The following is a 26,115-nucleotide window of genomic DNA, read 5'->3' on the forward strand; positions in this document are numbered from 1 at the left end:
GGCCCACATTTGGGGCGGTGAAACGAACCGTCACCTGCACTGTTGGCGAAACTGCCGCTAATGTGTGCGAGATGGCGACTCCTCGCTCCCTGATCGTCACCGTCTACGGCCTGTACGCGCGCGAGTCCGGCGGTGCCCTTCCGGTGGCCGGCCTGATCCGTCTCATGGCCGCCCTCGGCGTCGACGAACCGGCCGTCCGTTCGGCGGTGTCGCGACTCAAGCGGCGTGGGCTGGTCGCTCCCGCGCGCGTCGGCGAGTCGGCGGGGTACGCCCTCACCGACTGGGGCCGCGCGCTGCTCGAAGAAGGCGACCGGCGCATCTTCGGCCGCCTCGACAGCACCGTCGAGGACGGCTGGGTCCTGTGCGTCTTCTCCGTCCCGGAGTCCCAGCGCACCAAACGGCACACCCTGCGCGCGAAACTGACCTGGCTCGGCTTCGGCGTCGCCACCTCCGGCGTCTGGATCGCCCCCGCCCACGTCGCCGGCGCCGCCGCCGAAACCCTGCGACGGCACGGCCTCGACGGCTATGTCTCCCTCTTCCGCGCCGACCACCTCGGCACCGCGCCCCTCGCCGACGAGGTCGCGCGCTGGTGGGACCTCAAGGCCCTCCACCGGATGTACATCGACTGGATCACCGTCCACGGATGGCGCGCCGAGGAACCCGGCGCCGCCCCCGCCGAGGCCTTCGCCCGCTGGGTCCGTGCCGTCAACGACTGGCGTCGTCTCCCCTTCCTCGACCCCGGTCTCCCGATCGCCCTCCTGCCACCGGACTGGCCCGCCACGAGGGCCACGGCCATGTTCGACGAGCTGCGCCGACGCCTCGGCGGACCCGCCGCGCGGCACGTCGACGGCGTCCTCGGTTGAGCGCGCCGGAGCGCCGCCTCATCCACGCGCTGACATAAGATCCGGCCATCTCCCCATACGACGGATCTGGAGCCTTGATGCCGCAGCCCGATTTCGACCCGTCCCCCGAACTCGTCGCCGAGGCCGCCGAGAATCCCGGCGGGGTCGTCGCCGAGATCGACCCGGAGTTCGAAGGGGATCCCGACGGTTACATTCCCGCCGAAGCGATCCTGGGCACCTGGAAGGTCGACGAGGAGGGCCGCCTCACCGGCGAGTTCGAGACCAATCCCCGCGCCGGCACGCCCGCCGACGACTTCACCCGCCTCGTCTCCCCGGACTCCTGGCTCGGCTGGCTCGGTGACGACCCCGCCGCGACCGTCCGTTTCGGCCTTGCCGGAATGCTCGGCGACCAGGTCGAGGGCGCCGAGGTCGAGTGGATGAAGGTCATCGACGAACCCCGTCACCTCACCGGCGGGAGCCGCACCGGCGACGGCGACCAGCTGACCCTCACCCGGGCCGCGATCGCCGTCCCCTTCGGACTCGGCGTGCGTTCGCCCGACGACAGTTTCCATGTCCTGTCGGGCGTGTTCACGATCGCGATGTCGGGTCTCGACGACGCGGGCGGGCCGCGCAGTCAGCTCTGGCTCGACCTGGAGGCCGACGCCGACTGGGCCGAAGAGCAACTGCCGCAACGGATCTACGAGGTGGACGAACAGCGCTAGCCGCGCAGGACGTAGACGACCGCTTCGAGTTTGCCGAGGAACTGGTAGGGCAGCCAGTGCAGGTTCGCCTCGGCGTGCAGGTAGATCTCCAGGCCGTGTTCGGCGATGATCTCCTCTCGTCGCCGGCGGAGCCGGGACAGCCGCAGGAGCGACTCCGAGACCGGTCGCGTGCGTTCCTCGGCCCATTCGCGCCATTCGGTGCCGATGGAGACGCGGCGCTCGACGGTGAGACCCGCCGCGGTGAAGGCGTCGAGGAGTCTCGGTTCGTGGAGGTTCTCGTGCACGTTGCCCATGTGGTGGCGCAGCATCGCGGCCTCGCCGGGTTCCAGGAGTTCGGTGACGACGCTGGTGTAGGCGATGACGCGGCCGCCGGGGGCGAGCAGCCGGGCGAGCGCGCGGGTGAAGGCGTCGAGGTCGGCGACCTGTTCGAGGACGTCGCGGCACCAGATCAGGTCGAAGCCCGCGGCGGGACGCGGGAGGTCCTCGGCGAGGCCGTGGAAGATCTCGATTTGCTGTGACAGGCCGGCTTCGGCGACTTTCTCGCGCGCCCATCCGATGTGGACGGCGACGGGGTCGGCGGCGACGCCGGTCGCGTCGTGGCGGGTGACGAGTTCGATGAGGTGGGCGGCGTCGCGGCAGCCCGCGTCGAGGATCCGCGGGGTGCCGGTGAGGTATTCGGCGGCGAGGTCGAGGAGCGTGTCGGGTCCGCCGGGGTCGAGGGAGACGTCGAGCCGGTCGTAGACGTTCCAGGTCTCGGGGCTGTAGGTGCGGGAGAGCGGGTCGGGCATGGGGTCTCCGTTTCGTTGACCGGAGCCTGCCCGATCCGCGGTGAGACTCAAGCGGATTTCGGGTGGGACCCGGCCACCACCGCGACCCCTTCGACTTCGACGAGGGCCTCCACGTCCCACAGTCGCGCCACACCGATCCCGGCCATCGCCGGGTATTCGGTGCCGGCGAGTTCGCGCCACACGGCACCGATCTCGCGCGCGGCGGCGCGGTAGGCGTCCATGTCGACGATGTAGATGCGCAGCTGGGCCAGGTCGGCGGGGGTGCCGCCGGCGGCTTCCAGCGCGGCCAGGAGGTTGCTCAGGGCCTGGCGGAACTGGGCGACGATCCCGCCGTCCACAATGGACCCGTCGGGTGCCATGCCGGTCTGGCCCGCCAGGTAGACCGGCGTGCCGCCGGCTTCGGCGACGACGGCGTGGCTGAAGCCCTTGGGCGCGGCCAGGTGCGCCGGATTGACGCGTCGCAGGCTGCTCATCCTTGGATCGCCCCTCCGTCGACGTTGATGCCCTGGCCGTTGACGGCCGCGTTGTCCACGCAGAACATGACGGCGTCGGCGACCTCCTCGGTGGTGATGAGGCGCCCGATCGGCTGCACGTTCTCCAGGTGGGCCCGGGCGTCGGCGGGCGACATGCCGGTCTTGGCGACGATGATGTCGACGGCGCCGTCGGTCATCGGAGTGTCCACATAGGCCGGGCAGACCGCGTTGACGGTGACGCCCTTCCCGGCCAGTTCGGCCGCGGCGGACCGGACGAGGCCGAGCACGCCGTGCTTGGCGGCGGTGTAGGCCGCGACGTAGGGCTCCCCGCGTTTCGACGCGACCGACGCGACGACCACGATCCGGCCGAAACCGACGGCCGTCATGTTCGGCACGGCCCGCCGGACGCACCGGAACGGCGCCGTCAGGTTCAGGTCGAGGGAGGCCTGCCAGTCGGCGTCGGTGACCTTCGCGATCGGCGCCGAGGTCGCCGAACCCGCGTTGGCCACGAGGATCTCGACCTGCCCGGCCCAGCGCTCGGTGACCTGGAAGATCGTCTCGGCGGCCTGCGGGTCGGTGACGTCGACCGGGATCGTCAGCGCCGGGTTCGGGCACAGGTCGGCGACCTCCCGCAGCTGCTCCTCGCTGCGGGCGACGAGCGCCACGCGGTGCCCGGCGCGGGAGAGCCGCAGGGCGATCTCGCGGCCGATGCCGCGCCCGGCGCCGGTGACCACACAGGTACGCGAGTCGGGATGGACGTCACCGGGCCGGTATGGGACTGTCGGGTCGACTGACATGCCGCCACTCTATTGAGTCCACGCCGGGCGTGGGGCCACAAGATCTACAGGACGAGGACCTTGTCCGAGGCGACCATCCAGATCCCGACGGCGGCGAAGCCCACCGCGCACACCGCCGACACCACCGTCGTCCACCGCGCGACCGCTTCGCGACCGGTGGCGCGCAGGTAGCGGACCGCCGACAGGTGCAGGAACACCCCGAGCAGCAAGAAGCACGGCTCGTAGAAGGCCAGGTCCCACCAGGCCGTCGCGTCCTCGTCGATCCACGCCCACACGTCCGGGTAGGGGATCTCCATGACGCCGAGGAGCGCGGCCGCCTTCGTGGTCGTCCCGACGAACGCGTGCGCGACGGCGAAGACCGCGCCCACCAGGACCGGCGTCAGGCACAGCGGCCGCAGCAGCACCCCCGGGATCTCGCGACCGCCGCCGACGGGGAACCAGCGCGGGATCCGCCGTACCTCCGGCAGCCCGAGGTACAGGCAGGCGACGCCCCCGAGCAGGATCAGCAGGCCGGCGAGATAGCTCGCCATCCCCGCGCCCGCCGCGTGCTCGGGCAACATCTCCCCGGCCATGCCGATCTCGCCGCCCGCCGCCTGATAGAAGCGGACGGCGATGGCGTAGAAGGCGGCGACACCGAAACCCCACCAGGCGACGGCGGGTCCGGGGGTGCGGCGAAGAAGAGTGGTCATACGGCCATGTTCGGCCGCGGCGACCGGCACGCCCTCCCCAGCGTGGGGGATCCCCTCACCCTCGGGGTGGGGTCACCAGCCGGGCTGGTTCGGCGGACCGGAGGTCGGGTTGCCCGGACCGTACTGGTCGCCGCCGTTGTAGGGCTGCTGCCCCGGACCGTACTGGTCCCCGTACGAACCCGGCCCGTACTGCGGCGGGTACTGCTGCTGCGGCGGCGGAGCCTGGTAGGGCTGCGGCGGCTGCGGGTAGGCCACCGGACTGCCCGGCATCGGCGTCCCCGCCATCGGCACGGCGAAACCACCCGGCGCGACCTGCGGGTTCCCCTTGATCCACAGCCCGACGGAGCGCTGCGCCAGCAGGATCATCGCCACGATCGCGGCGACGACGGCGGTGAACGTGAAGATCGTGGCCATCCACAACTCGGTGGTCGGCGCGTCCGGCGCGGGACTCCCGTCGTAGCTCGACGACTGGGCGGCGATGTCGCTGACCATCGTCACGATCGCCGCGAAGGACAACCCGCAGCAGAGGTTGACCACCGACAGGACGCCGCCGCCGACCCACACCAGGATCCGGCCGGCGTTCTGCTGCCGCATGGTCAGGATGGCGCCGACGGCGAGCACGATGCTGATCACCGCGTAGAACGCGATCACGATGATCATGTTCGAGCGGAGCAGGTCGGCGAAGTCCTGGTTGGAGCTGGAATAGGTCTCGGCCGCCATCTTCACGGTGACCCACTGGTACGACAAGACCAGCGCCATCGTCGTGCCGAGCGTCAGCGCGACCGTGCCGAACACGGTCATCACGCCGGCCATCAGCACGCCGGGGCGCTCGCGTTCCGCCGGAGCCTGTCCTTGGTAGTACATGGCCGCACTCTAGCCGTCCGGTGCGACCTTCGCACCCGATGAGCGGCGGGCCACGCCGCCCCTCACCGGGCACAATGTCCTTTACGTGGTGGTCCCTAACGCGACGGTCAGATGTGTCGCGTCCTCGTCCACGCCGACCGTCACCGTGTCGCCGTCGCGCACGTCACCGGCCAGGAGACGCCTGGCGAGGCTGTCGCCGATCGTGGTCTGCACGAGACGGCGCAGCGGCCGGGCCCCGTAAACCGTGTCGAAACCGTTACGCGCCAGCCACTCACGGGCCTCCGGGGTCACGTCGAGCGTCAGCCGCCGGTCGGCGAGGCGCCGGCCCAGCGCGGCGATCTGCACGTCGACGATCGAGGCCAGCTCGGCGAGGGTCAGCGCGTCGAAGATGACGATGTCGTCGAGGCGGTTCAAGAACTCCGGCTTGAAACTCGACCGGACCGCCGCCAGGGCCGCCTCGCGGCGGGCGTCGGGCGACAGCGTCGGGTCGGCGATCGAGGCCGAACCGAGGTTCGAGGTGAGGATGAGGATCGTGTTGCGGAAGTCGACGGTGCGGCCCTGCCCGTCGGTGAGGCGGCCGTCGTCGAGGACCTGGAGCAGCACGTCGAAGACCGCCGGGTGCGCCTTCTCGACCTCGTCGAGGAGGACCACCGAGTACGGGCGGCGGCGGACGGCCTCGGTGAGCTGACCGCCCTCCTCGTACCCGACGTAACCGGGAGGCGCGCCGACGAGCCGCGCCACCGAGTGCCGCTCCCCGTACTCGCTCATGTCGATGCGCACGATGGCGCGCTCGTCGTCGAAGAGGAACTCCGCGAGGGCCTTGGCCAGCTCGGTCTTGCCGACACCGGTCGGGCCGAGGAACAGGAAGGAACCGGTCGGGCGGTCGGGGTCCGACAGGCCCGCGCGGGCCCGGCGCACGGCGTCCGACACGGCCGTCACGGCCGTCTTCTGCCCGACGACGCGACGCCCCAGCTCCTCCTCCATGCGCAGCAGCTTCGCGGTCTCGCCTTCGAGGAGCCGCCCGGCGGGGATGCCCGTCCACGACGAGACCACCCCGGCGATGTCGTCGGGACCGACCTCCTCGTTGAGCATGGCGCCGTTGGCCTGGAGCGCGGCGAGCTCGGCCTCCGCGTCGGTCAGGTCCTGCTCCAGAGAGGGGATCTTCCCGTACCGCAGCTCCGAGGCCTTCGCCAGCTCGCCGTCGCGTTCGGCGCGGTCGGCGACGCTGCGCAGGGTCTCCAGCTCCTCCTTGATGTCGGAGATCGCGGTGATGTGCTGCTTCTCGTTGTTCCAGCGCTCCGACAGCGCCGTCAGCTCCTCACGCCGGTCGGCGAGCTCCCGGCGCAGCGACTCAAGGCGCTGCTTCGAGGCGGCGTCGTCCTCTTTAGACAGCGCCATCTCCTCGATCTCCAGGCGCCGCACGGCCCGTTCGATCTCGTCGACCTCGACCGGCCGCGAGTCGATCTCCATGCGCAGCCGGGACGCGGCCTCGTCAATGAGGTCGATGGCCTTGTCGGGGAGGAAGCGGTCGGTGATGTAGCGGTCCGACATGGTCACCGCCGCGACGAGCGCGGTGTCGGTGATGCGGACGCCGTGGTGCACCTCGTAGCGTTCCTTGAGGCCGCGGAGGATGCCGACGGCGTCGGCGGTCGAGGGCTCGCCGACCATGATGGGCTGGAAGCGGCGTTCGAGGGCGGCGTCGGTCTCGATGTGCTTGCGGTACTCGTCGAGGGTCGTGGCGCCGACCATGCGCAGTTCGCCGCGCGCGAGCATCGGCTTGAGCATGTTCGAGGCGTCCATCGCGCCCTCGGTCTTGCCGGCGCCGACCATGGTGTGCAGTTCGTCGAGGAAGGTGATGACCTTCCCGTCGCTGTTCTTGATCTCCTCAAGGACCGACTTCAGCCGCTCCTCGAACTGGCCGCGGTACTGCGCTCCGGCGACCATCGCGCCGAGGTCGAGGGACACGACGCGGCGGTCGCGGAGGGTCTCGGGCACGTCCCCGGCGACGACGCGCTGGGCGAGACCTTCGACGATGGCGGTCTTGCCGACGCCGGGCTCGCCGATCAGGACGGGGTTGTTCTTGGTGCGGCGGGACAGGACCTGGATGACGCGGCGGATCTCGGTGTCGCGGCCGATGACGGGGTCGACCTTGCCGTCGCGGGCGGCGGAGGTCAGGTCGACGCCGTACTTCTCCAGGGCCTTGTACTGCTCTTCGGGGTCGGCGCTGGTGACCTTGCGGTCGCCGCCGCGGACGGTCGGGAAGGCGTCGACGAGGGCCTTCGGGGTGGCGCCGGCGCTGTTGAGGGCCGCGCCGACGGCGCCGCCGACCTGCGCGAGTCCGACGAGGAGGTGCTCGGTCGAGGTGTACTCGTCGCCTTGGGAGGACGCGAGCTGTTCGGCGGTGTTGAGGACGTTGAGCAGTTCGCGGGCCATGGACGGTTCGCCCATGCTGGAGCCTTTGGCGCTGGGCATGCGGGTGAGCGCCTGCTCGGCCTGGCGGGCGAGGGCCGTGGTGTCGGCTCCGGTCGCGCGCAGCAGGGCGACGGCGGTCGATCCCTGGAGGTCGAGGAGGGCGGTGAAAAGGTGCCAGGGCTCGACGGTGCCGTGGCCCCGCTGTCCGGCCGAGTGCACGGCGGCGGAGATGGCCTCGCGGCTCTTCGTGGTCAACCGGTCGACGTTCAAGACTTCCCCCTGTCCGGGCTTGCGTTTGGCGAAGTTGAGTCTATCCCGCTCAACTTTTCGGCGCGAGGGGTCGGGGGTGTGATTCGCGCGCGGGATGCGTCGCCTGGATAGACTGCGCCACCTCCGAGGACAAGGACGCCCGCCATGCATCCGCTGCTCCCGGCCGAGCGTCCCGCCAGCGCCACGCGCGGGGCCTACGCCGCCATGGTCACCGCCGTCGCCCAGCTGGTCGTCACCGCGGGCACGGTGTCCTTCACGACCTGGACCGACGGCGACGACGCCCCTTCCGTCGGCGCGGGGGTGTTCTTCGTCAGCTGGGGCGTCGTCTCGGCGGTGCTGCTGCTCCTCGCGGCCCTGCTGACCCTGCGCCGCCGCCACGCCGGGCGGGTCCTGTTCTACGTCGTGGGCGTCATCGGGCTGATCAACCATCTCGCCTGCGGCGTCTACAACGGCATCGCCGGGGCGGAGATCCAGCGGCTGGAGGAGGCCGCCCGGGAGCATCCGCCGATGTGGATGGCCGCGATCGGGATGACCGGCGCCGTCCTCGGCGTCGCCGCCGCGATCACCGGCCTGGTCTACTACGGCCGCCGCTCCACCCGCGAATGGCTCAAACCGCCGCCGGTCATGTACTACCCCGCCCCGCAGTACCGCTGAACGTGAGGATCCGCGCGTGCACCCGCCCCAGTACGCCTTGGCTCCTGTCCGGCGGTCGTCGTCGGTGGTAATCGGGACCCGCGCCGCCGTCACGGCGGCGATCGGCCATCTCCTCGCGATGATCGCGGCCGTCGGCATGGCCGTCAGCCCGGGACCGGACACGCCACCGGCGATGGCCGAGGGCGGCGGGTTCATCGCCGTCGGGTTCTTCACGGTCCTGGCCGCGCCCGCCGGTTGCGTGCTGACGCACGCGGCGGTCGTCATGGGGCGCCGCCGCAACGCCGGGCGGATCATGTTCAACATCGCCGGCGCGGCCACCCTGTTCGTCCTCGGCGCCTGCACGATCTCCAGCGCCGGGAGCGTCGTGATGGTGATCGTGCGGCATGGTCCGAGCGCCCCGAACTGGGCGGCGTTCCTGGGCGCCACCGGTGCCGTGACCGGCGTCGCCGCCGCCGTCACGGGCCTGATCTTCCTCAACAACCGCGAGGCCCGGACCTGGTTCGGCGTCCTCGTCCCGTTCCATCACCCGTACCGCTAGCCGTACCCTGGAGCGGTCCCCGAACGAGCATTGGTGTGAACCGGCATGTATCAACCCGTCCCCGCCCAGGTCCCCGACGAGCGGCCCGCGGAAGCCACCAAGGGCGCGGCCGCGATCGGCGTGACCTGCCTCGGCCTGCTGGTGTCCACCTTCTCGGCCGTCCTGACCTTCACCTATGACCCCGACGGCGGCACCGACGCGGCCGTCGACGACGGTGCCCGGGGCTTCCTGATCGGGTACACCGGCTGGGGCGGACTGTCGGTCCTGCTGCTCATGCTCGGCGCGGTGCTCATCCTCCGCCGCATCGGCGGCGGCCGGATCCTCATCTGGGTCGTCGGCGGCATCTCCATCATGACGATGCTCAGCTGCGGCGGCGGCGGGCTCCTCGTCACGGTCATGGGCGCGCAGGAGGACTGGGACAACTACCCGCCGCAGTGGATGTTCCTCCTCGCCGTCGTCGGGTCCTTCCTCGGCCTCATCGCCCTCGTCACCGGGATGGTCTTCCTCGGCCGCCGCGCCGTCGGCCAGTGGCTCAAGCCGCCAATGCAGCAGTACGGGTACACCACACCGCAGTACCCGCCGCAGTCCCCGTACGGGTACTAGCCCACCGACCGCTTCGAACCGCACGTCCAGGCGTGCGCCCGTGGGTTACCGTCGAGCCGAGCCCACCCCTTCGGATTCCCTGGCAGGCCACCGTGGAAGACCCCTACGACCGACCCCGCGCGGTTCCCCGCGCGCTCGTGGCCGTCGCGATCGGCTGGGGCGCGACGCTGGTCCACCTCGTCACCTTCGTCATCGTGCTCTTCGCCGTCGTCCGGGCCCAGCCCGGTGACGACGGCACCGGGGCCGCGGTCGTGGCCGTCGGGAACATGCTCGTCCTGGCCGCCGCCCTCGTGATGCTCCCGATCGGCGCCTTCCGCGTCCGCAAAGGCCTCGGCGACGGCCGGGTCATGGTCAGCGCGGCCGGTGTCGCGCCCATGCCGGGATTCCTGTGCTGCACGAGTTTCGTCGGCTTCGCCGGGCTCACCTACCAGAACGTCGAGGACCCCGACGCCCTGCGCGACTCCCTCGCCGTCGTCAGCGGCCTGTGCTCGGGCCTGGCGTGCGTCGCGCTGATCGCCGCGATCGTCTACCTGTGGCAACCGGCCGTCACCAGGTGGTTCCGTGCGAACCTCACCCTCGTCAGCGGACCCCGCCCCAGCGCGCCCGGCCAGTGGTAGGACACATTCGGCTGATCAACCGGCTTGGCGGGACCCGCTACCGTGGATGACGTGGATGGACTCCTCGTTGCACTGATCGTCCTGGTCGCTTTGGTGGCCATCGCCGGACTCGTGGTGGTTCTGCTGGCCCGGAACGCCGCCAAGAAGCAGGCGCGGAAGGCCGCGTGGGAGGCCAACCGCCCCCGCGACCCCTTCTCCAGCGCCGACACCGACTCGCTGCGGGGTGACCCTCGTCGCATCAAGGCCGGCGACATGGTCGACGTCCGCGGCGAGAACTTCGCCGTCCGCGGCACCCTCCGCCTCACCGAGGGCGGCTACTCCTGGACCGAGCAGCTGCTCGACACCGGCACCGGCCGCCGCCGCTGGCTGTCGGTCGAGGAGGACCCCGACATCGAACTGGTCCTGTGGGACGAGCTGCGCGACGTCACCGTCGCCCCCGGCCCCCGCGACCTGCACCTCGACGGCCGCGTCTACACCAGCCACGAGCACGGCCGCGCGCAGTTCACCGGCGAGGGCACCACGGGCCTCCACCCGAACGGCACGATGCGCTACCACGACTACCGGGCCGGCGACGGCACACGCCTCTCCTTCGAGGACTTCGGCGAGACCGGCAAGTGGGAGTGCGCCCGCGGCGAAGTGCTCAGCCGCTACGACGTCACCATCTTCGCCGCGTAGTGCACGCCGAACTATCGGTCCCCTACGCCGACACCGCCCCCGGCCAGTTGAGCTTCGCCCTCGACCTGCCCGAACTGCCCGCCCTGGAGACGCGCGAACTCGCCGGCGTCTTCGACGGCGGCGAGCTGACCCTGCGCCTGCTCGGCGCGAGCCACCAGGTCGTGCTGCGCACGCCCGAAGGCACGCTCACCGAGACCCTGGCGTGCCTCACCGACCGCACCCCCAGCCTGCCCCCCATGGTGGAGACGCGAGTTGCGGGAATGCACTACCGTTTCGGCGTCTTCGTCGAGTCCCCGCCCACCGGGGATTTCGGTGACGTCGTCAGCACGCTGCGGCAAGGGGTTGCGCGCAGCCCGTACGGCCTGGTAGGTGTCTTCCCCGGTGACGACAACGCCATCACGGCGCTGCTCGTGGAGCCCGGCCACGCCCGCGTGGTCTGGCGTACCTGGCACGCCTACCCGCAAACCGGTCAACTGGTCGTCACCCGGACGACCGTGACCGCCCAGACAGAAGGGGACCCGAGATGACGTCGGCAGTCGGCGCCGGATCCAATACGAAGAAGATCATCTGGTTCGTCGTCATCATCGCCATCGTCGGCGGCATCATCGCCGCCTGCGCCATCTCGGCGAGCGCCAACCAGTCGCCCGACGACTTCATCGAGCGCACCTACACCCGTGCCCCGCAGCTCGACGAGGACGAGATCGACGCCTTCACCACCACGAAGACGCCGGACGTCGTGGCGAACGAGATCGCCGCCCAGTCCAAGCCGGTCGACCGCAAGACCGGTTCGGACGGTTCGATCTGGTTCCAGTACAGCGACGACATCGTGGCGATGTTCCCCTACAACGGGGGCACCAAGATCATGGCCGACGACTATGACCGCGTGCACCGCCACTACTACGTCTTCGTCGGCGGCTGGTGGTCGTCCAGCCCGCCCGGCGGCGGCTGGGGTCGCGGCGGCGGTTCCGGCGGCGGCGGCAAGTGACGCGCAGGCCCAGTCCCTAACTTCCGAAAGGCAGACCATGTTTCGCACGCTGGCCGAGGAGACCGTCGCGTCGCTGGCCTACAGCGGCGTCGGGATCGTCCTGATGGCCCTCGGCTATCTCCTCGTCGACGCCATCACGCCCGGCAAGCTCCACGAGCTCATCTGGATGCAGCGCAACCGCAACGCGTCCATCCTGGTGGCCTCCAACATTCTCGGTGTCGGCATCATCGTCGTGGCCGCGATCGTCGCCAGTGAGGGGAAGCTCGCCCAGGGCCTGCTGTACTCCTTCGCCTACGGCGTGGTCGGGCTGATCGTCATGGCCGTCGCGTTCCTCGTCCTCGACCTGCTGACCCCCGGCAAGCTCGGCACGATCCTCGTCGACGCCGAACCGCATCCAGCGGTGTGGGTGTCGGCCGCCGTGCACATCGCCGTCGGCGCGGTCATCGCAGCGGCGTTGTCTTGACCTCGCGGAACACCGCCGAAGCGGCCGTCTCCTCTGACGAGGAGGCGGCCATCGGCACGTCTGGAGCCGAGGCGCCCCCGGTGCGCGCCGGCCGGCTCTCCCGCGTGGCCCTGCTCCTGGTCGTGTTCATCTGCGCGGCCTGCGGTCTGGTCTACGAACTCGCGCTGGTCGCGCTGGGCAGCTACCTGATCGGGAACACCGCGGCGCAGGCCTCGATCGTGCTGGGTGTCATGGTCTTCGCGATGGGGATCGGGGCGCTCGCCGCGAAACCCCTGCAGCGCAAGGCCGCGGTGTCCTTCGCGCTGATCGAGCTGCTGCTGGCGCTGCTGGGCGGGCTGTCGGTGCTCGGCCTGTACGCGGCCTTCGCGTGGCTGCACCTGTACACCTTCGCGATGGTCGGTGTGGCGCTGATCGTCGGCGGCCTGATCGGTGCCGAGATCCCGCTGCTGATGGTGCTGCTCCAGCGCATCCGCAAGCAGGACGCGGGCAGCGCGGTCGCCGACCTGTTCGCCGCCGACTACGTCGGCGCGCTCCTCGGCGGGCTGGCCTTCCCGTTCCTGCTGCTGCCGGTGTTCGGGCAGATCAGGGGCGCGCTGGTGGTCGGCGCGGTCAACGCGGTGGCCGGGACGATCCTGGTGTTCACCTTGTTCCGTAAGGATCTCGGGGTCCGCGCCCGGATCGGGCTGGGGCTCGCGTCGGGTGCCGTGGCGGTGATCCTGGCCGGTGCCTTCGTGTTCTCCAGCTCCTTCGAGGCCAGCGCGCGGCAGGCGATGTACCGCGACCCGGTCGTCTACGCGCAGCAGACGCGGTATCAGGAGATCGTGATGACCGAGGAGTTCTCCTGGGAGGGCTCGTCGGACTTCCGGCTGTTCCTCAACGGGGACCTCCAGTTCTCCTCGGTCGACGAGTACCGGTACCACGAGTCGCTGGTGCATCCGGTGCTCGCCGGGAGTCGCGGCGACGTGCTCGTGCTCGGCGGCGGCGACGGGCTCGCCGTCCGCGAGATCCTGAAGTACCCCGACGTGCGGACGGTGACGCTCGTCGAGCTCGATCCGGCGATGACCGACCTGGCACGCACCGACGAGCGGCTCAGTGTCCTCAATGGACACTCGCTGGACGATCCGCGCGTCACCGTCGTCAACGCCGACGCCTTCAGCTGGCTGCGCGAGTCGGCCGGCACCTACGACGCGATCGTCGTCGACATGCCCGACCCCGACGAGACCGCCACCGCCAAGCTCTACTCGGTGGAGTTCTACGGCCTCGTCGGCAGCGTCCTGGCACCCGGCGGGCGGATGGTCGTGCAGTCGGGTTCGCCGTACTTCGCGCCGAAGGCCTACTGGTGCATCGCCGAGACGATGAAGGAGGCGGGACTGGCGACGGTCCCGTACCACGTGGACGTCCCGTCCTTCGGCGACTGGGGCTACTTCCTCGCCGTGCCCGGGGACACGCCGCCGACACTGACGATGGATCCGCCACCGGGCCTGAAGTTCATGGACCAGCGGCTCCTGGAGGCCTCAACGGCGTTCCCGCTGGACCGGCCGCCGCTGGAGCTGGAGGCGTCGACGCTGATGAACCCGGTGATCCTGGAGTACGCGCAAGGCGAGTGGCGGGACTACTGACGCCGGGCACCGGTCGATCGACCGATGACGCCGGGCGCCGGGCGCGCGACCGTCGGTGCGCCCTCGTTCCCACACCCCTGGAGTGCGCCCATGCGCCGATCCCTCGCAGTGCTCTGCGCCGTGCTCGCGGCCGGACTCGCCGCCGTCGCGCCGACGAGTCCGGCGCACGCCGCCGCGCCGTTCAAACTGCCGTACCCCGCCGGGTCGGCCTACACGATCACGCAGACCCCCGGTAACCCCTACTCGCACAACGACGCCTACAACCGCCACGCCGTGGACTTCGCCACGCCGTCGGGCACGCCGATCCTCGCCTCGGCGGCCGGGACGGTCTACTTCGCGTCCTGGTCGAACGGCGGCGGCAACATGGTGCTGATCGACCACGGCGGCAACAGATGCAGCCAGTACGCGCACTTGAGCGGCTTCAACGTCGCCGCGGGCGCGTGGGTCTCGCAGGGGCAGCGGATCGCGTCGTCGGGCGCCACCGGCAACGCCACCGGCCCGCACCTGCACTGGAACATCGTCTACTGCGACTCCCAGCTCAGCCGCGAGATCCCGAACTCCGTCGAGACGGGCACCAGCTACCCGACCGGGTACGCGCCGGTGAGCCGGAACGGCGGGTCGTCCGGCGCCGACATGGAGCGCGTGTCGGACTGGAGCGGTGACGGGAAGTCCGACGTGCTCGGGGTCGATGCGAGCGGGAACCTGCTGTACTACCCGCACAGCGGCAGCGGTCTGGCCTCACCGGTGAAGATCGGGCACGGCTGGGGCGGGTTCAAGCACGTCATGGCCGCCGACTGGAGCGGTGACGGCAAAGCCGACGTCCTCGGTGTCGACTCCGGTGGGGGCCTCTTCTACTACCCGCACAGCGGCAACGGCCTGGCCTCGCCCGTGAAAATCGGGCACGGCTGGGGCGGGTTCAAGCACGTCATGGCCGCCGACTGGAGTGGCGACGGCAAAGCCGACGTCCTCGGTGTCGACGCGAGCGGGAACCTGCTGTACTACCCGCACAGCGGCAGCGGCCTGGCCTCGCCCGTGAAAATCGGGCACGGCTGGAGCGGGTTCAAGCAGGTGATGTCGTCGGATTGGAGTGGCGACGGCAAAGCCGACGTCCTCGGTGTCGACGCGAGCGGGAACCTGCTGTACTACCCGCACAGCGGCAGTGCCCTGGCGTCGCCGGTGAAGATCGGCCATGGCTGGGGCACGTTCAAGCACGTCATCGCCTCGGACTGGAGTGGCGACGGGCACGCCGACGTGCTGGGCGTCGACTCCGGTGGGGGCCTCTTCTACTACCCGCACAGCGGCAGCGGCCTGGCCCCACCGGTGAAGATCGGGCACGGCTGGGGCACCTTCCGCTTCGTGCTCTGATTCGTACGGAGAGGGCTCCCGGCGTCGCTCCGGGAGCCCTCGCGTCCGCGCTCAGGCCCCGACCGCCGACAGCCGCGCGAACTGCCCGTCGGTGAGCGCGACCTCGCCCGCCGCCACGTTCTCCGCGAGATGGGCCACCGGGCGCGTCCCGGGGATCGGCAGGATCACCGGCGAACGCCGCAGCAGCCACGCGAGGGACGCCTGAGCCGGAGTGATGCCCAGTTCCACCGCCACGGCGGCGATCGGGCCGTCGGGAGCGGCGGCGGCCTTGAGCCGCACGACATCCACTTCGGACAGTCCGATGTGGGCGACGCCGCCCGCGCCGAGCAGCTGCCTCAAGGCGCCGATCTGGTCGGCGAAGGGCACCTGCGGGTCGACGCGGTGCAACTGGAGCAGGCCGATCCGCTCGACCTTGAGCCGCCGCAGGTACTCGGGACGGCCCAGCGGCACCCACTCACCGGGCGAAGGCCGGGTGACGCCGACCTTCGTGGCGACGACGAGGCCGTCCGCGTAGGGATGGAGGATCGGCGAACTGACCCGCATGCGGACCTCCCTCGCCGCCCTCATCGCCGACACCGAGGCCGGCGCCCTCGCCACCGTCCGAACCCGCCCGGCGAGTACCGTGTCGCCGTGGGTGAACTGCCGCGGCCGGACCGGCCGGTGATCATGGGCGTCCTCAACGTGACGCCCGATTCCTTCTCCGACGGCGGACGCTACGCCGACCTCGGCGACGCCGTCGCGCACGCCGTCCGCATGCGCGACGAAGGCGCCGACCTCATCGACGTCGGCGGTGAGTCGACCAGGCCCGGAGCCGCACGCGTCGACGCGAAGACCGAGATCGCGCGCGTCGTGCCCGTCATCGCCGAACTCGCCGCCCTGGACGTCCCGATGACCGTCGACACGACGCGGGCGGCCGTCGCCGAAGCCGCGCTCGCCGCCGGAGCCCTCGGCGTCAACGACGTCTCCGGCGGCCTCGCCGACCCCGACATGGCCAAAGTCGTCCGGGACGCCGACTGTCCCTGGATCCTCATGCACTGGCGTGGCCACGCCGACCGCATGGCGGATCTGGCGCGCTACGACGACGTCGTGACCGACGTCCGCGACGAACTCGCCGCACGCGTCGACGCGGCCCTGGCCGCGGGAGTCGACGCCTCGAAGATCGCGATCGACCCGGGACTGGGCTTCGCGAAACGGCCGGAGCACAACTGGGCTCTGTCCGCACGACTGGACGTGCTCGTGGCGATGGGGTGGCCGGTGCTGTTCGCGTCGTCGCGGAAGTCGTACCTGGGGACGCTGCTCGCCGACGACGAGGGGCGCCCGCGACCGGTGGGCGAGCGGGAGGCGGCGACGTTGGCGACGACGGTGCTGGCGTTGGCCGCCGGGGCGTGGGGTGTGCGGGTGCACGATGTGCGCGGGAACGTGGATGCGGCGAGGGTTTGGGGGGCGACGGTGGGGTGAGGGGGGTGGTGCCGTTCCGCTGCTGTGGTGGGGGGGTTGCGGGTTCACCCGCTCCACCGAGGCCCCTGCGTCCTTGAGATCGGGTGCGTTGCCGGGGCTCTGCCCCGGACCCCGCAAAGGGGCTTCGCCCCCTTGACCCCCGGCCTCGCTCGGGAGACTGGGGGTGCCTTAGCGGTCTTTGGTTGGGTGGCCGGGGTTGTGGGGCTGGGGTGGTTCGGCACATGCGTGTCTCCGTCTTTTTCGGCCTTTTCAAGGGCACATGAAGAACCTGGGACAGTCAAGGGAAAGAGCGCCCTTGACAGCCCCAGAACCTTCATGTCGTCCAATCAATGGCCGAAGCGACGGAGACACAGGTAGATGCCCTGGGGTGTGTCGCGCTGCGCGCGACCCCAGGGGCTGGTCCCTAAGGGTTGCGGGTCGTGTGGTGGGTATGGCTTCCCCGCGAACGCGGGAACACACCGCGAGGTCAACACCACCCGCACGCCCTGACGCAGGGGTGGTCTCGGTCAGCGACAGGACACACGGCGAACGCAGGGACGGCGAACGCAGGGACGGCGAACGCAGGGACGGCGAACGCAGGGACGGCGAACGCAGGGACGGCGAACGCAGGGACGGCGAACGCAGGGAGTGCCGAGACAGCAGGTCCGGGCGAGCGCGGGAAAGTGCCGAGATGGCGGGCGTTGCGCACGTGCGGGTTGTGGCAAGACAGCGAGGGTTAGGCACGTGCGGGTTGTGCCGAGACAGCGGGGGTCTGGGCGAGCGCGCGGGAACGTGCCGAGACGGCAGGGGCCATAGCGAGCGCGGGTGGTGTTGACCTCACGGTGTGTTCCCGCGCTCGCCGGGACGCACTACCCACCACACGACCGTGACCCTCGGGGACCGGCCTCGGGGTCGCGCGCAGCGCGACACACCCCTCACCACCACTAACCTGTGTCTCCGTCGCTTCGGCCAGGGATTGGTGCAACACGAAGGTTCTGGGGCTGTCAAGGGCGCTCTTTCCCTTGATTGCCCCAGGTTCTTCGTGTCCCCTTGACCGGCCGAAAAAGACGGAGACACGGCGTGTGCCGAACAACCTCAGCCCGCACCCCGGCCACCCGGCCGGAGACCGCTAAGGCACCCCCCGTCTCCCGAGCGAGGCCGGGGGTCAAGGGGGCGAAGCCCCTTTGCGGGGTCCGGGGCAGAGCCCCGGCAACGGCCCGAAACCACAGCCCCGGTCACACCCCGAACCCACACCCCCGGCAACGCCCCGAACCCACAGCCCGACCGACGGCCGGGAACACTACGGCCAAACAGAAACGACCGCAGCCCCCTACTCCCCCCAATACCCCAAACACTCCCCAGCCGCCACCGTCTGCGGATGCCCGGTGCCCAGCACGTACTTCGCGTCCGCCACCAACCCCGCGTACCCTTCCGCCGCGAGCGCGGAACCCCCCGAAACCCCCTGCCAATTCAGCAGGTCGTGCCTCGTCAGCAGCGTGTCCGGGTGCCCGTCCCCGAGCAGGCGTTCCCGCAGTTCCAGCAACGCCGTCAGGCTCCCGACGGCGGCGGCCGCGTGGCCGCCCAGCCCGTGCCAGTTGGCCAGGTCGTGTCGTGCGGCGAGTGTGTTGGGGTGGTGTGGCCCCAAAGTCCGCGAGGCCGCGACGACCAACGGCGCCAGCACTCGCACGGCCGCGTCCGGCCCCTGTGCGTTCCCGAGCAGCTCGGCGAGCCGCTCTCCGGCCTTCAGTGTCTCCAGGTGTTCGGCGCCGAACACTCGCGCGTGTTGTTCGAAGAGCACTGTCAGGTTCTCGACGGCGCCGTCGGTGTCTCCGCCGCGCGCCTGCCATAGCGCCAGTTGTGTCCAGGCGTCCAGGGTTTCCGGGTGGTCCGGCCCGAGCGTCCGCAACCGGTCGTTGAGCAGCAGGGCGAATCCTTCGGCGGCACCGGCGGGGTCGCCGGCTTCTCCGCACCATCCGGCGTGCCGGTAGCGGCTGGCCAGTGTCCGTGGGTGGTCGGGGCCCAGATGCCTCAGCGCCAGTCGGGCCATCTCTCCGAAGTGGACGGTGGCCGCGGAGGCGAAGCCCGCGGTCCCGAGGCTGTCACCGAGGCGAAGCAGGAGCAGGTGGCAGTCGGGCGTCCAGAGCATCTCCCCCGCGCGTTCGCGCAGGCCCGTCGCGTTGTCCCGCAGCGACCTGGTGAGTGCGTCGTCGTGGTCGCCTTGCGGCCACGCGGTCGTGAGCGCCTCGGCGACGACGTGCGCGACCGTCCAGTGCGCCTCGGCCGGGATGCGGGCGAAGACCGCTTCCCTTGTGGGACCGGCGATCTGGGCGAACTCGGCGTCGCGGGTCAGCAGTCCGAGCCGTTGCAGCTGGTCGAGCGCCCCCGTGACGTCCCCCGCCGACACCGGGCGGCCCGCGAAACGGCCGAGGTGGTGCAGTACGACGGGCTGTACGCACACGGCGGCCGGGAAGCCACGGCCGTCGAGGTAGGCGAGCAGGTGGCGGAGCATCCGGGCGATGGAGTCGGGGACGAGGTCGTCGGCGAGTTCCGCGCACAGTTCGCTGGTGGCGCCGACGACGCCGTGCGTGACGTCGGCGTTGGCGAGGCGTTTGCGGTAGTCGGCGCAGGTGATGCTCTGGTCGCGGATGTAGGCGGCGGCCTGGCCGAGGGCGAGGGGCAGGCGGTCGAGGTCGGCGGCGAGTTGGTCGGCCTCGTCGAGGAGTTCGGGTTCGTGGAGGAGGCTCGTGGCGAGGAACTCGTAGGCCTCGACTTCGCCGAATCCGCCGAGTTCGATGGCGATGGGGGCCTCGGGGAGTTCTGGAACCGTTGTCGCCGTGGTGATCACGCGCCCGTTGGGGTTGCCGGTGGGCCACAGGCCTTCGAGGTGGGCGGCGTCGGCGAGGTCGTCGAAGACGACGATCCAGCGTTTGTGGGTGTCGCGGGCCCAGTTCAGGAAGTGCCGGGCGCGGGCTTCGGCGCCGGGCAGGGCGCTGCTGCCGCGGTCGGCGATCTCGGCGGCTTCGGCGTAGGCGGAGAGAATCGCCTCCCTTGAGGCGGCGGTGATCCAGATGAGCAGGTCGACGTCGCCGGCGTCCCAGAGGGTGCGGACGTAGTGTGCGACGAGCTGGGTCTTGCCGACGCCGGAGGGCCCGGTGACGAGGTGCACGGGGCCGGTGGTGGCGGTTTCGCGGTTCCAGTCGCGCGGCTGGTCGAGGGGGGCCGACACGGCGCGGTGCTGGTGGCAGCGGGCTTCGGCGGGGAGGACGCCGACGCGGACGGGCCACGGGATCGGCGTGCGCCAGGCGTGTGAGTGCCGGGCGGCGTCGTGCGGGTCGAACCATCGTCCGTCGTCAGGGCTTCGTCCGTGGCGGACGAGCGCGCCGGGTGCTCTGTCCAATGCCGTGCCCCCAAGCCTTCCGACCGCGCCGATATCTCCGTTTCGTCGGCCGTGTCCTGAGTCCACAGTCGACCTTTACCGCCCTAATGCTCAAGGATGCCGTACTTGTCCGGGCGATGCCACCCTCTTCAGGCGTATGGATTACCTAGCGGGGAGGCGGTATCGGCATACCCGGCATGAACCGGTGGTAAACGCACTCGGGGTGATGTCCGCTTGGTCTTTTTTGCGGGCTATGCCGACGGTGTCGACCGCGTCACCACTCCGGCCGCGCCGAAACCGGGGTGCCGATGTGGTCGGCACCCGGCACGATGACCGGGTGCTGCTCACCATATCGACGACTCACCGGCCCGCGACCGACCTCGGCTATCTCCTCGCCAAGCATCCCGGGCGCCTTCAGCGTTTCGAGACCTCGGCCGGGCCCGCCTACGTCGGTTATCCACGGGCCGACGACGAGCGCTGCACCGTCGCGCTCGTCCTCGACGTCGACCCGGTGGGCTTGGCGCGCGGGCGGAACATCGCCGAGGACTTCACTCTCGGCCAGTACGTCAACGACCGTCCCTATGCCGCGTCGAGCCTGCTGTCGGTGGCGCTGGGCAAGGTCTTCCGGAGTGCTCTCGGCGGCCGCTCCAAGGACCGCCCGGAGCTGACCGGCACGCCGCTGCCCCTCGAAGTCCGGGTCCCGGTGCTGCGCGGCACGCCCGAGCTGTGCGAGCGGCTCTTCGCGCCCCTCGGCTGGGCCGTGGAGGCGAAGCCGCTGCCGCTCGACCCGGATCGTCCCGAGTGGGGCGACGCACCTTACGCCGACCTCACTCTGACCGGCGAGCTGACCCTGTCGGCGGCTTTGAGTCACCTCTACGTCCTGCTTCCCGTGCTCGACAACGCCAAGCATTACTGGATCTCAACCGACGAGGTGGACAAGCTCGTCCGGGCCGGCGCGGGCTGGCTCGCCACGCATCCGGCGCGTGATCTGATCACCCGGCGCTACCTCAAGCGCAAAGGATCGCTGGTGCACGAGGCGAAGGCGCGGCTCGCCGAGGAGATCGAGTCCCTTGTGGACGACGGCGCGCACGTTCTCGATGAGGACGCCGAGCTGCCCGTCGCGGCCGAACAGAAGACGCCCCTGGCCGCACGCCGGCGCGAGGCGATCCTCGCCGTGCTCAAGGAGAAGGGCGCGGTCAAGGTCGCCGACCTCGGCTGCGGCGGCGGGGCGCTGCTGCTGGATCTGTTCGCCGACCACGCCTTCCGCGAGATCCTGGGCGCCGACGTGTCGACCCGTGCCCTGGAGATCGCCGAACGGCGGCTCAAGCTGGAACGGCGCGGCGACCTCGAACGGGAGCGGATCACGCTGGTGCAGACCGCCCTCACCTACACCGACGACCGCCTCAAGGGCTTCGACGCGGCCGTCCTCATGGAGGTCGTCGAGCACGTCGACCCGCCGCGCCTGCCCGCTCTGGCGCACGCGGTGTTCGGCCACGCCGCACCGTCCACAGTGGTCATGACGACCCCGAACGCCGAGTACAACGTCCGCTACGAGGGCATGGCCGACGGCGCCGTCCGGCACCACGACCACCGCTTCGAGTGGGACCGTGCGGCCTTCGCCGCGTGGTGCGCCGAGCAGGGCGCGCGCTACGGATACGACGTCGCGATCACCGGGATCGGCGACGAGGACGGCGAGGTCGGCTCGCCCACCCAGATGGCGGTCTTCAGTAAGGGAGCGGCGGCATGACCGAGATCAAGATCCCCGAGGTGGCGCTCGTCGCGCTCGTCGGCGTGTCCGGCTCGGGCAAGAGCACCTTCGCGGCGAAGCACTTCGGCGCCGGCAACGTCCTGTCCGGGGACCACTTCCGTTTCCTGGTGTCGGGCGACGAGAACGACCAGGCGGTCAGCGCCGAGGCCTTCGACGCGCTCTACTACGTCGCCGCGAAACGCCTCGAAGCTCAGCGCCTCACCGTCGTCGACGCCACCAACACCCAGCCGCACGCCCGCGCGGCGGTCCTCAAACTCGCCAAGGAGCACCACGTCCTGCCCGTCGCGATCGTCCTCGACGTCGACGAGGACACCTGCTGGGAACGCACCGAGGCGCGGCCCGATCGCGACTTCGGGCGGCCCGTCATCAAACGGCAACGGCGCGACCTCAAGCGCAGCCTGCGATTCCTCGCCAAGGAGGGGTTCCGGCGCGTCTTCGTGCTGAGCACCGCCGAGGACATCGACGGCGCCCACGTCACCCTCGAACCACTGTGGACGGACAAGACGCACCTCACCGGCCCCTTCGACATCATCGGCGACGTCCACGGCTGCGCCGAGGAACTGCGCACGCTGCTCGGCGAGCTCGGTTACGTCCTGCGTTTCGACGACGAGGGCCGCGCGGTCGGTGCCGCCCATCCCGAAGGGCGCACGGCGGTGTTCGTCGGTGACCTCGTCGACCGCGGACCGGACTCGCCGGGCGCGCTGCGCCTGGCGATGGGCATGGTCGGTGAGGGCACGGCCCTGTGCGTGCCCGGGAACCACGAGGACAAGCTCGCCCGACATCTGCGGGGCCGCAAGGTGACGGTGGCCCATGGTCTCGCCGAGACGATCGAGCAGCTCGATCGGGAGACTCCCGAGTTCCGTGCCGAGGTCGTGCGGTTCATCGACGGTCTGGTCAGCCATGTCCGGCTCGACGGCGGGAGGCTCGTCGTCGCGCACGCCGGGATCAAGGAGCGGCTCCAGGGGCGCGCTTCGGCGCGGGTGCGGGCCTTCTGCCTGTACGGGGAGACGACCGGTGAGACCGACGAGTTCGGCCTGCCGGTGCGCCACCCGTGGGCGCGTGAGTACCGGGGCCGCGCGATGGTCGTCTACGGCCACACCCCGACGCCGGTGCCGGAATGGGTCAACAACACCATCTGCCTCGACACCGGCGCGGTGTTCGGCGGGCGGCTGACCGCGCTGCGCTACCCCGAGCGCGAGCTGGTGTCGGTGCCCGCGACGGCCGTGCACTACGAACCGGTCAAGCCTTTCCCTGTGCACAACACTGTGGACGGTCCCGCCGACGACGGCGGCATGCTCGGCCTCGGCGACGTGACCGGCCGCCGCACCATCGAGACCGGCTACGGCCGCATCACGATCCCGGCCGAGCAGAACGCGGCGGCCCTTGAGGTCATGAGCCGTTTCGCGCTCGAACCGGCGCGGGTGCCGTGGCTGCCGCCGACGATGGCGCCGTGCTCGACCTCGACGCGCGAGGGCTACCTGGAGCACCCGGCCGAGGCCTTCGCCGACTACCGGGGCGACGGGGTCGTCAAAGTCGTGTGCGAGGAGAAGCACATGGGTTCGCGCGCGGTCGTGCGCGTCCACCGCGACGACCCGTCGAAAGGCGCGATCTATACCCGCACCGGGCGCTCCTTCTTCGGTCCCGGTGAGACTTCCGCGCTGCTGACGCGGGTCGCGTCGGCCGCCGAAGGGCTCTTCGAGGAACTGAGGTCGGACTGGCTGCTGCTCGACGGCGAGCTGCTTCCCTGGTCCGCCAAGGCGATGGGCCTGATCCGCGGCCAGTACGCGGCCGTCGGCGCCGCCGCGACGGGCGTGCTTCCGGCCGCCGTCGAGGTCCTGCGAGGGATCGCCGACCGGGCCGAAGGCGCCGGGGAGCTCCTGGCGAGCCTGCGGGAACGCCGCGACAACGCCTTCGCCTACCGCGACGCCTATCGCGCCTACGTCGGTGGGGACGAGGTCACCCTCGCGCCTTTCGTCGTGCTGGCGAGCGAAGGAGCCGCGCACCACGCCCGCGACCACGGCTGGCACCTGTCGATGGCCGACCGGCTCGTCGCCGCCGACCCGGCGCTGTTCACGCCGACGCGGCGGATGACGGTGTCCCTCGACGACGAGGCGCAGGTCGAGGCCGCGACGGACTGGTGGCTCGACCTGACCGCCGCCGGCGGTGAGGGCATGGTCGTCAAACCGTGGGAAGGCCTGGTGCGCAACGGAAGGCGCATCGCGCAGCCCGGCGTAAAATGCCGCGGCCGGGAGTACCTGCGGATCATCTACGGACCCGACTACACCCGCCCCGACAACCTCGAACGCCTGCGCGACCGGCATCTCGGCCGCAAACGCGGCCTGGCGATCCGGGAGAACGCGCTGGGCATGGAGGCCCTCGACCGGCTCGCCGCCGGGGAACCACTGTGGCGGGTGCACGAACTGGTCTTCGCGATCCTGGCGCTGGAGTCGGAGGGCGTGGACCCGAGGCTGTGACGTGGTGGGGGCGGGCGACCGCCCCCACGCTCACGCGACGGCGAACGCCGACTCGGCGGTCTCCAGGACGGCGTCCCGGTGGATCGAGGGCGCGATCACCTCACCCGTCCAGTGCCAGACGACCTCGACGACGAGGTTGGCGTGCCGGGAGACGAGATCGACGTCGACGGCCTCACCGTCGTTCTGCAGGCGCCATCCCCAGGTGCCCTCGTCCCAGGACCCGGCGGGCAGGGCCTCGACCTCGTCCATGAGCGGCCCGACCCCGCTGTAGCCCATCTTCTCGATGGCGGACTCGGGGTTCTGGTAGAACCACAGCGTCATCATCAGGGTCCCGCCGACGAAGGCGTCACCGCTGAAGGTGATGTTGCAGCCGATGAAGTCGTCGGTGTCGGTGTCGTTGGGCACGGCGGAGACCGCTCCGTCCGGCTTCCCGAAACGCTCGTAGACCGACAGGTCGATCCGCTCGCAGACCTCGGCGTCGTACTTGTGGGTCTGGTTCACCGGCTCCTGCGGCGTCGCCGGGTCGTCGCCGGGACCGATGACCCCGGCCGCATAGAGCCCGGCGGCACCGCCGACGAGGACGACGAAGACGAGCACCGACGCCATCGCGATCCACAGCGCGGCCCGGCTCTTGCGACGCGGGGACGGCGGTGGGAAGCCCTGCGGCGGCGGGGGCGGAAACCCTTGCGGCGGAACGGGTCCGGTCGGCTGCTGCGGGCCGGGATAGGTCATGGCGGCACCTCGTCGGGATCGGGAACTCGCCACCCTAACCGATCCCGGCACGTCCTCCGGTTAGACGATCCGGCGCGGTCTGCGGGCCAGTCCCCCGTCGCACCAGTCGCCGTAGTCGAACAGCCGCGGGTTGTCGATGAGCGCCTTGGTGTTGTACGTCCACAGGCTCACCCACGGGTCGCCGCTGGCGGCGGCCAGTTCGAGGAGCTTGAGCACCTTGCGCTTCGGGTGCGCGCGGAAGCCGGTGCGCACCGAGTCGCCGGCGTAGATGTAGAGACAGTGCAGCGCGAAGGTCCGTTTGGGACAGACGGGGTCGCAGGCGAGTTCGAGCAGGGCGGGAGCGATCTCGTCGTCGGCGACGACCAGGTCCCAGTCCTGGCTGATCGGGATCCCCGCGACCGGGTCGTAGGCCCAGGCCGTGACCTCTTCGCGGGTCGGGTTCACGGGATCGGCGAAGCCCGTGAAGACGGCACGTTCCACCATCGCGCCTCCCCAGGTCGGTGTCGTCACGCGCGGCACAAAAGTAGCCGCTGCGGGGCCGGGCCCGCCAGCGGGCTGTCGCGGTTGCGACCGAACCGCCCGCCGATTCCGGCCGGACGACCGAGCGCGCCGGTTAGCGCCCTCGGCGTGCGCTTTGCTACTCTTTTCGGCGGTCCGCACAAATGGTGCGCCGACCCACAAGAACAGGAAGGCAGGTGAGCGGCACATGGCCAGTGGCAGTCTTGGTCGAACCCGGTGGCCGCTTGCCGCGTCTTTCGTTCCGGCCCTCATCTGAAAGAGGCCGTGACTCGTCGGCGGGCGGCTGCGCGAGTGACCGAGATCTTCCCGGTGGTGTGAACGCGCCCCACCGCGCTCTTTTCGCGTCCCCGTGACGGCACGGCTTTCCGCCGTGCGGCCCGGTGGTGCGATCGTGCGCGTGGGCCGGCACACCGTGACCATTGTGTGCGCACAC

General features: G+C 70.8%; 25 protein-coding genes and 1 pseudogene. 16 read left to right on the plus strand and 10 right to left on the minus strand.

The genetic code is table 11. From position 1 onward, the window contains the following. Window positions 1–71: 71 nt before the first annotated feature. Window positions 72–863: a PaaX family transcriptional regulator gene (locus tag HNR73_RS33990; RefSeq protein ID WP_184792061.1), complete on the plus strand. Its 792-nt coding sequence runs from the start codon at window positions 72–74 to the stop codon at window positions 861–863. Between the two features lie 77 nt (window positions 864–940). Beyond that, the gene (locus HNR73_RS33995) at window positions 941–1,564 is read left to right on the plus strand and encodes a hypothetical protein (RefSeq protein ID WP_184792063.1); all 624 of its coding nucleotides are present in this window, start codon (window positions 941–943) and stop codon (window positions 1,562–1,564) included. On the opposite strand, the gene HNR73_RS34000 is transcribed toward HNR73_RS33995, so the two are convergent. From HNR73_RS34000 to clpB, 6 genes are all read right to left on the minus strand, one after another. Next, a complete protein-coding gene (locus tag HNR73_RS34000; protein ID WP_184792065.1) occupies window positions 1,561–2,352 on the minus strand; it encodes an SAM-dependent methyltransferase in 792 nt (263 codons plus the stop codon). The two genes, HNR73_RS33995 and HNR73_RS34000, sit on opposite strands and share 4 nt — an antisense overlap. Window positions 2,353–2,399: 47 nt before the next feature. Then, complete coding sequence (locus tag HNR73_RS34005; RefSeq protein ID WP_184792067.1) at window positions 2,400–2,825, minus strand: RidA family protein; 426 nt, start codon at window positions 2,823–2,825, stop codon at window positions 2,400–2,402. After that, the gene (locus HNR73_RS34010) at window positions 2,822–3,622 is read right to left on the minus strand and encodes an SDR family NAD(P)-dependent oxidoreductase (RefSeq protein ID WP_184792069.1); all 801 of its coding nucleotides are present in this window, start codon (window positions 3,620–3,622) and stop codon (window positions 2,822–2,824) included. The genes HNR73_RS34005 and HNR73_RS34010 overlap by 4 nt, the downstream gene beginning before the upstream one ends. Window positions 3,623–3,666: 44 nt before the next feature. After that, on the minus strand, window positions 3,667–4,311 hold the full coding sequence (locus tag HNR73_RS34015; RefSeq protein WP_184792071.1) for a hypothetical protein: 645 nt from the start codon (window positions 4,309–4,311) through the stop codon (window positions 3,667–3,669). Between the two features lie 72 nt (window positions 4,312–4,383). After that, window positions 4,384–5,175, minus strand: a complete 792-nt coding sequence (locus tag HNR73_RS34020) for a hypothetical protein (protein WP_184792073.1) — start codon at window positions 5,173–5,175, stop codon at window positions 4,384–4,386. 81 nt (window positions 5,176–5,256) lie between these two features. Next, window positions 5,257–7,857, minus strand: a complete 2,601-nt coding sequence (clpB, locus tag HNR73_RS34025; protein WP_184792075.1) for an ATP-dependent chaperone ClpB — start codon at window positions 7,855–7,857, stop codon at window positions 5,257–5,259. Between the two features lie 144 nt (window positions 7,858–8,001). Here clpB and HNR73_RS34030 point away from each other — a divergent pair, with 144 nt between their 5' ends. From HNR73_RS34030 to HNR73_RS34075, 10 genes are all read left to right on the plus strand, one after another. Continuing rightward, complete coding sequence (locus HNR73_RS34030) at window positions 8,002–8,511, plus strand: hypothetical protein (protein ID WP_184792077.1); 510 nt, start codon at window positions 8,002–8,004, stop codon at window positions 8,509–8,511. A 16-nt stretch (window positions 8,512–8,527) separates the two neighbouring features. Beyond that, window positions 8,528–9,049 (plus strand): hypothetical protein, encoded by a 522-nt coding sequence (locus HNR73_RS34035; RefSeq protein WP_184792079.1) that lies wholly within the window; start codon window positions 8,528–8,530, stop codon window positions 9,047–9,049. Between the two features lie 45 nt (window positions 9,050–9,094). Then, a complete protein-coding gene (locus HNR73_RS34040; RefSeq protein ID WP_184792081.1) occupies window positions 9,095–9,652 on the plus strand; it encodes a hypothetical protein in 558 nt (185 codons plus the stop codon). 92 nt (window positions 9,653–9,744) lie between these two features. Then, the gene (locus tag HNR73_RS34045; RefSeq protein ID WP_184792084.1) at window positions 9,745–10,269 is read left to right on the plus strand and encodes a hypothetical protein; all 525 of its coding nucleotides are present in this window, start codon (window positions 9,745–9,747) and stop codon (window positions 10,267–10,269) included. Window positions 10,270–10,320: 51 nt separating this feature from the next. After that, window positions 10,321–10,944, plus strand: coding sequence for a DUF4178 domain-containing protein (locus HNR73_RS34050; protein WP_184792086.1), 624 nt, complete (start codon window positions 10,321–10,323; stop codon window positions 10,942–10,944). Beyond that, complete coding sequence (locus HNR73_RS34055; protein ID WP_184792088.1) at window positions 10,944–11,471, plus strand: DUF2617 family protein; 528 nt, start codon at window positions 10,944–10,946, stop codon at window positions 11,469–11,471. Before HNR73_RS34050 ends, HNR73_RS34055 begins: the two co-directional genes overlap by 1 nt. Next, window positions 11,468–11,929: a DUF4247 domain-containing protein gene (locus HNR73_RS34060; protein ID WP_184792090.1), complete on the plus strand. Its 462-nt coding sequence runs from the start codon at window positions 11,468–11,470 to the stop codon at window positions 11,927–11,929. The genes HNR73_RS34055 and HNR73_RS34060 overlap by 4 nt, the downstream gene beginning before the upstream one ends. Before the next feature lie 37 nt (window positions 11,930–11,966). Next, the gene (locus HNR73_RS34065) at window positions 11,967–12,392 is read left to right on the plus strand and encodes a DUF350 domain-containing protein (RefSeq protein ID WP_184792092.1); all 426 of its coding nucleotides are present in this window, start codon (window positions 11,967–11,969) and stop codon (window positions 12,390–12,392) included. Window positions 12,393–12,442: 50 nt separating this feature from the next. Beyond that, window positions 12,443–14,011 carry a polyamine aminopropyltransferase gene (locus HNR73_RS34070; protein WP_184792164.1) on the plus strand — a complete coding sequence of 523 codons (1,569 nt, stop codon included), beginning with the start codon at window positions 12,443–12,445 and terminating at the stop codon, window positions 14,009–14,011. Between the two features lie 90 nt (window positions 14,012–14,101). Next, window positions 14,102–15,376: a peptidoglycan DD-metalloendopeptidase family protein gene (locus HNR73_RS34075; protein WP_203687046.1), complete on the plus strand. Its 1,275-nt coding sequence runs from the start codon at window positions 14,102–14,104 to the stop codon at window positions 15,374–15,376. 51 nt (window positions 15,377–15,427) lie between these two features. On the opposite strand, the pseudogene HNR73_RS34080 reads toward HNR73_RS34075, so the two are convergent. Then, window positions 15,428–15,898 (minus strand): annotated as a pseudogene (locus HNR73_RS34080) (aldo/keto reductase); the annotation flags it as partial. A 144-nt stretch (window positions 15,899–16,042) separates the two neighbouring features. On the opposite strand from HNR73_RS34080, the gene folP reads away from it, so the two are divergent. After that, a complete protein-coding gene (gene folP, locus HNR73_RS34085; protein ID WP_184792166.1) occupies window positions 16,043–16,834 on the plus strand; it encodes a dihydropteroate synthase in 792 nt (263 codons plus the stop codon). 419 nt (window positions 16,835–17,253) lie between these two features. Continuing rightward, window positions 17,254–17,553, plus strand: coding sequence for a pentapeptide repeat-containing protein (locus HNR73_RS41280; RefSeq protein ID WP_184792098.1), 300 nt, complete (start codon window positions 17,254–17,256; stop codon window positions 17,551–17,553). A 590-nt stretch (window positions 17,554–18,143) separates the two neighbouring features. On the opposite strand, the gene HNR73_RS34095 is transcribed toward HNR73_RS41280, so the two are convergent. Next, window positions 18,144–20,210 carry a tetratricopeptide repeat protein gene (locus HNR73_RS34095; RefSeq protein WP_184792100.1) on the minus strand — a complete coding sequence of 689 codons (2,067 nt, stop codon included), beginning with the start codon at window positions 20,208–20,210 and terminating at the stop codon, window positions 18,144–18,146. Window positions 20,211–20,526: 316 nt separating this feature from the next. Here HNR73_RS34095 and HNR73_RS34100 point away from each other — a divergent pair, with 316 nt between their 5' ends. Together HNR73_RS34100 and HNR73_RS34105 are read left to right on the plus strand one after the other, a co-directional pair. Then, window positions 20,527–21,936, plus strand: a complete 1,410-nt coding sequence (locus HNR73_RS34100; RefSeq protein ID WP_184792102.1) for a 3' terminal RNA ribose 2'-O-methyltransferase Hen1 — start codon at window positions 20,527–20,529, stop codon at window positions 21,934–21,936. Next, window positions 21,933–24,431, plus strand: a complete 2,499-nt coding sequence (locus HNR73_RS34105; RefSeq protein WP_184792104.1) for a polynucleotide kinase-phosphatase — start codon at window positions 21,933–21,935, stop codon at window positions 24,429–24,431. The genes HNR73_RS34100 and HNR73_RS34105 overlap by 4 nt, the downstream gene beginning before the upstream one ends. 30 nt (window positions 24,432–24,461) lie before the next feature. Here HNR73_RS34105 and HNR73_RS34110 read toward each other — a convergent pair whose 3' ends face one another. Beyond that, window positions 24,462–25,163 (minus strand): hypothetical protein, encoded by a 702-nt coding sequence (locus HNR73_RS34110; protein WP_184792106.1) that lies wholly within the window; start codon window positions 25,161–25,163, stop codon window positions 24,462–24,464. A 60-nt stretch (window positions 25,164–25,223) separates the two neighbouring features. Further along, window positions 25,224–25,646: a hypothetical protein gene (locus tag HNR73_RS34115; protein WP_184792108.1), complete on the minus strand. Its 423-nt coding sequence runs from the start codon at window positions 25,644–25,646 to the stop codon at window positions 25,224–25,226. Window positions 25,647–26,115: the final 469 nt, after the last annotated feature.

Source organism: Phytomonospora endophytica, assembly GCF_014202425.1.
GTDB classification, from domain to species: domain Bacteria; phylum Actinomycetota; class Actinomycetes; order Mycobacteriales; family Micromonosporaceae; genus Phytomonospora; species Phytomonospora endophytica.

Coding starts and splice junctions, on each gene's coding strand:
- HNR73_RS34115 (WP_184792108.1), bottom strand. CDS start 25,646: ATGGTGGAACGTGCCGTCTTCACGGGCTTCGCCGATCCCGTGAACCCG.
- HNR73_RS34015 (WP_184792071.1), bottom strand. CDS start 4,311: ATGACCACTCTTCTTCGCCGCACCCCCGGACCCGCCGTCGCCTGGTGG.
- HNR73_RS34005 (WP_184792067.1), bottom strand. CDS start 2,825: ATGAGCAGCCTGCGACGCGTCAATCCGGCGCACCTGGCCGCGCCCAAG.
- HNR73_RS33995 (WP_184792063.1), top strand. CDS start 941: ATGCCGCAGCCCGATTTCGACCCGTCCCCCGAACTCGTCGCCGAGGCC.
- HNR73_RS34075 (WP_203687046.1), top strand. CDS start 14,102: ATGCGCCGATCCCTCGCAGTGCTCTGCGCCGTGCTCGCGGCCGGACTC.
- HNR73_RS33990 (WP_184792061.1), top strand. CDS start 72: ATGGCGACTCCTCGCTCCCTGATCGTCACCGTCTACGGCCTGTACGCG.
- HNR73_RS34105 (WP_184792104.1), top strand. CDS start 21,933: ATGACCGAGATCAAGATCCCCGAGGTGGCGCTCGTCGCGCTCGTCGGC.
- folP (WP_184792166.1), top strand. CDS start 16,043: ATGGGCGTCCTCAACGTGACGCCCGATTCCTTCTCCGACGGCGGACGC.
- HNR73_RS34060 (WP_184792090.1), top strand. CDS start 11,468: ATGACGTCGGCAGTCGGCGCCGGATCCAATACGAAGAAGATCATCTGG.
- HNR73_RS34010 (WP_184792069.1), bottom strand. CDS start 3,622: ATGTCAGTCGACCCGACAGTCCCATACCGGCCCGGTGACGTCCATCCC.
- HNR73_RS34000 (WP_184792065.1), bottom strand. CDS start 2,352: ATGCCCGACCCGCTCTCCCGCACCTACAGCCCCGAGACCTGGAACGTC.
- HNR73_RS34020 (WP_184792073.1), bottom strand. CDS start 5,175: ATGTACTACCAAGGACAGGCTCCGGCGGAACGCGAGCGCCCCGGCGTG.
- HNR73_RS34040 (WP_184792081.1), top strand. CDS start 9,095: ATGTATCAACCCGTCCCCGCCCAGGTCCCCGACGAGCGGCCCGCGGAA.
- HNR73_RS34110 (WP_184792106.1), bottom strand. CDS start 25,163: ATGACCTATCCCGGCCCGCAGCAGCCGACCGGACCCGTTCCGCCGCAA.
- HNR73_RS34030 (WP_184792077.1), top strand. CDS start 8,002: ATGCATCCGCTGCTCCCGGCCGAGCGTCCCGCCAGCGCCACGCGCGGG.
- HNR73_RS34065 (WP_184792092.1), top strand. CDS start 11,967: ATGTTTCGCACGCTGGCCGAGGAGACCGTCGCGTCGCTGGCCTACAGC.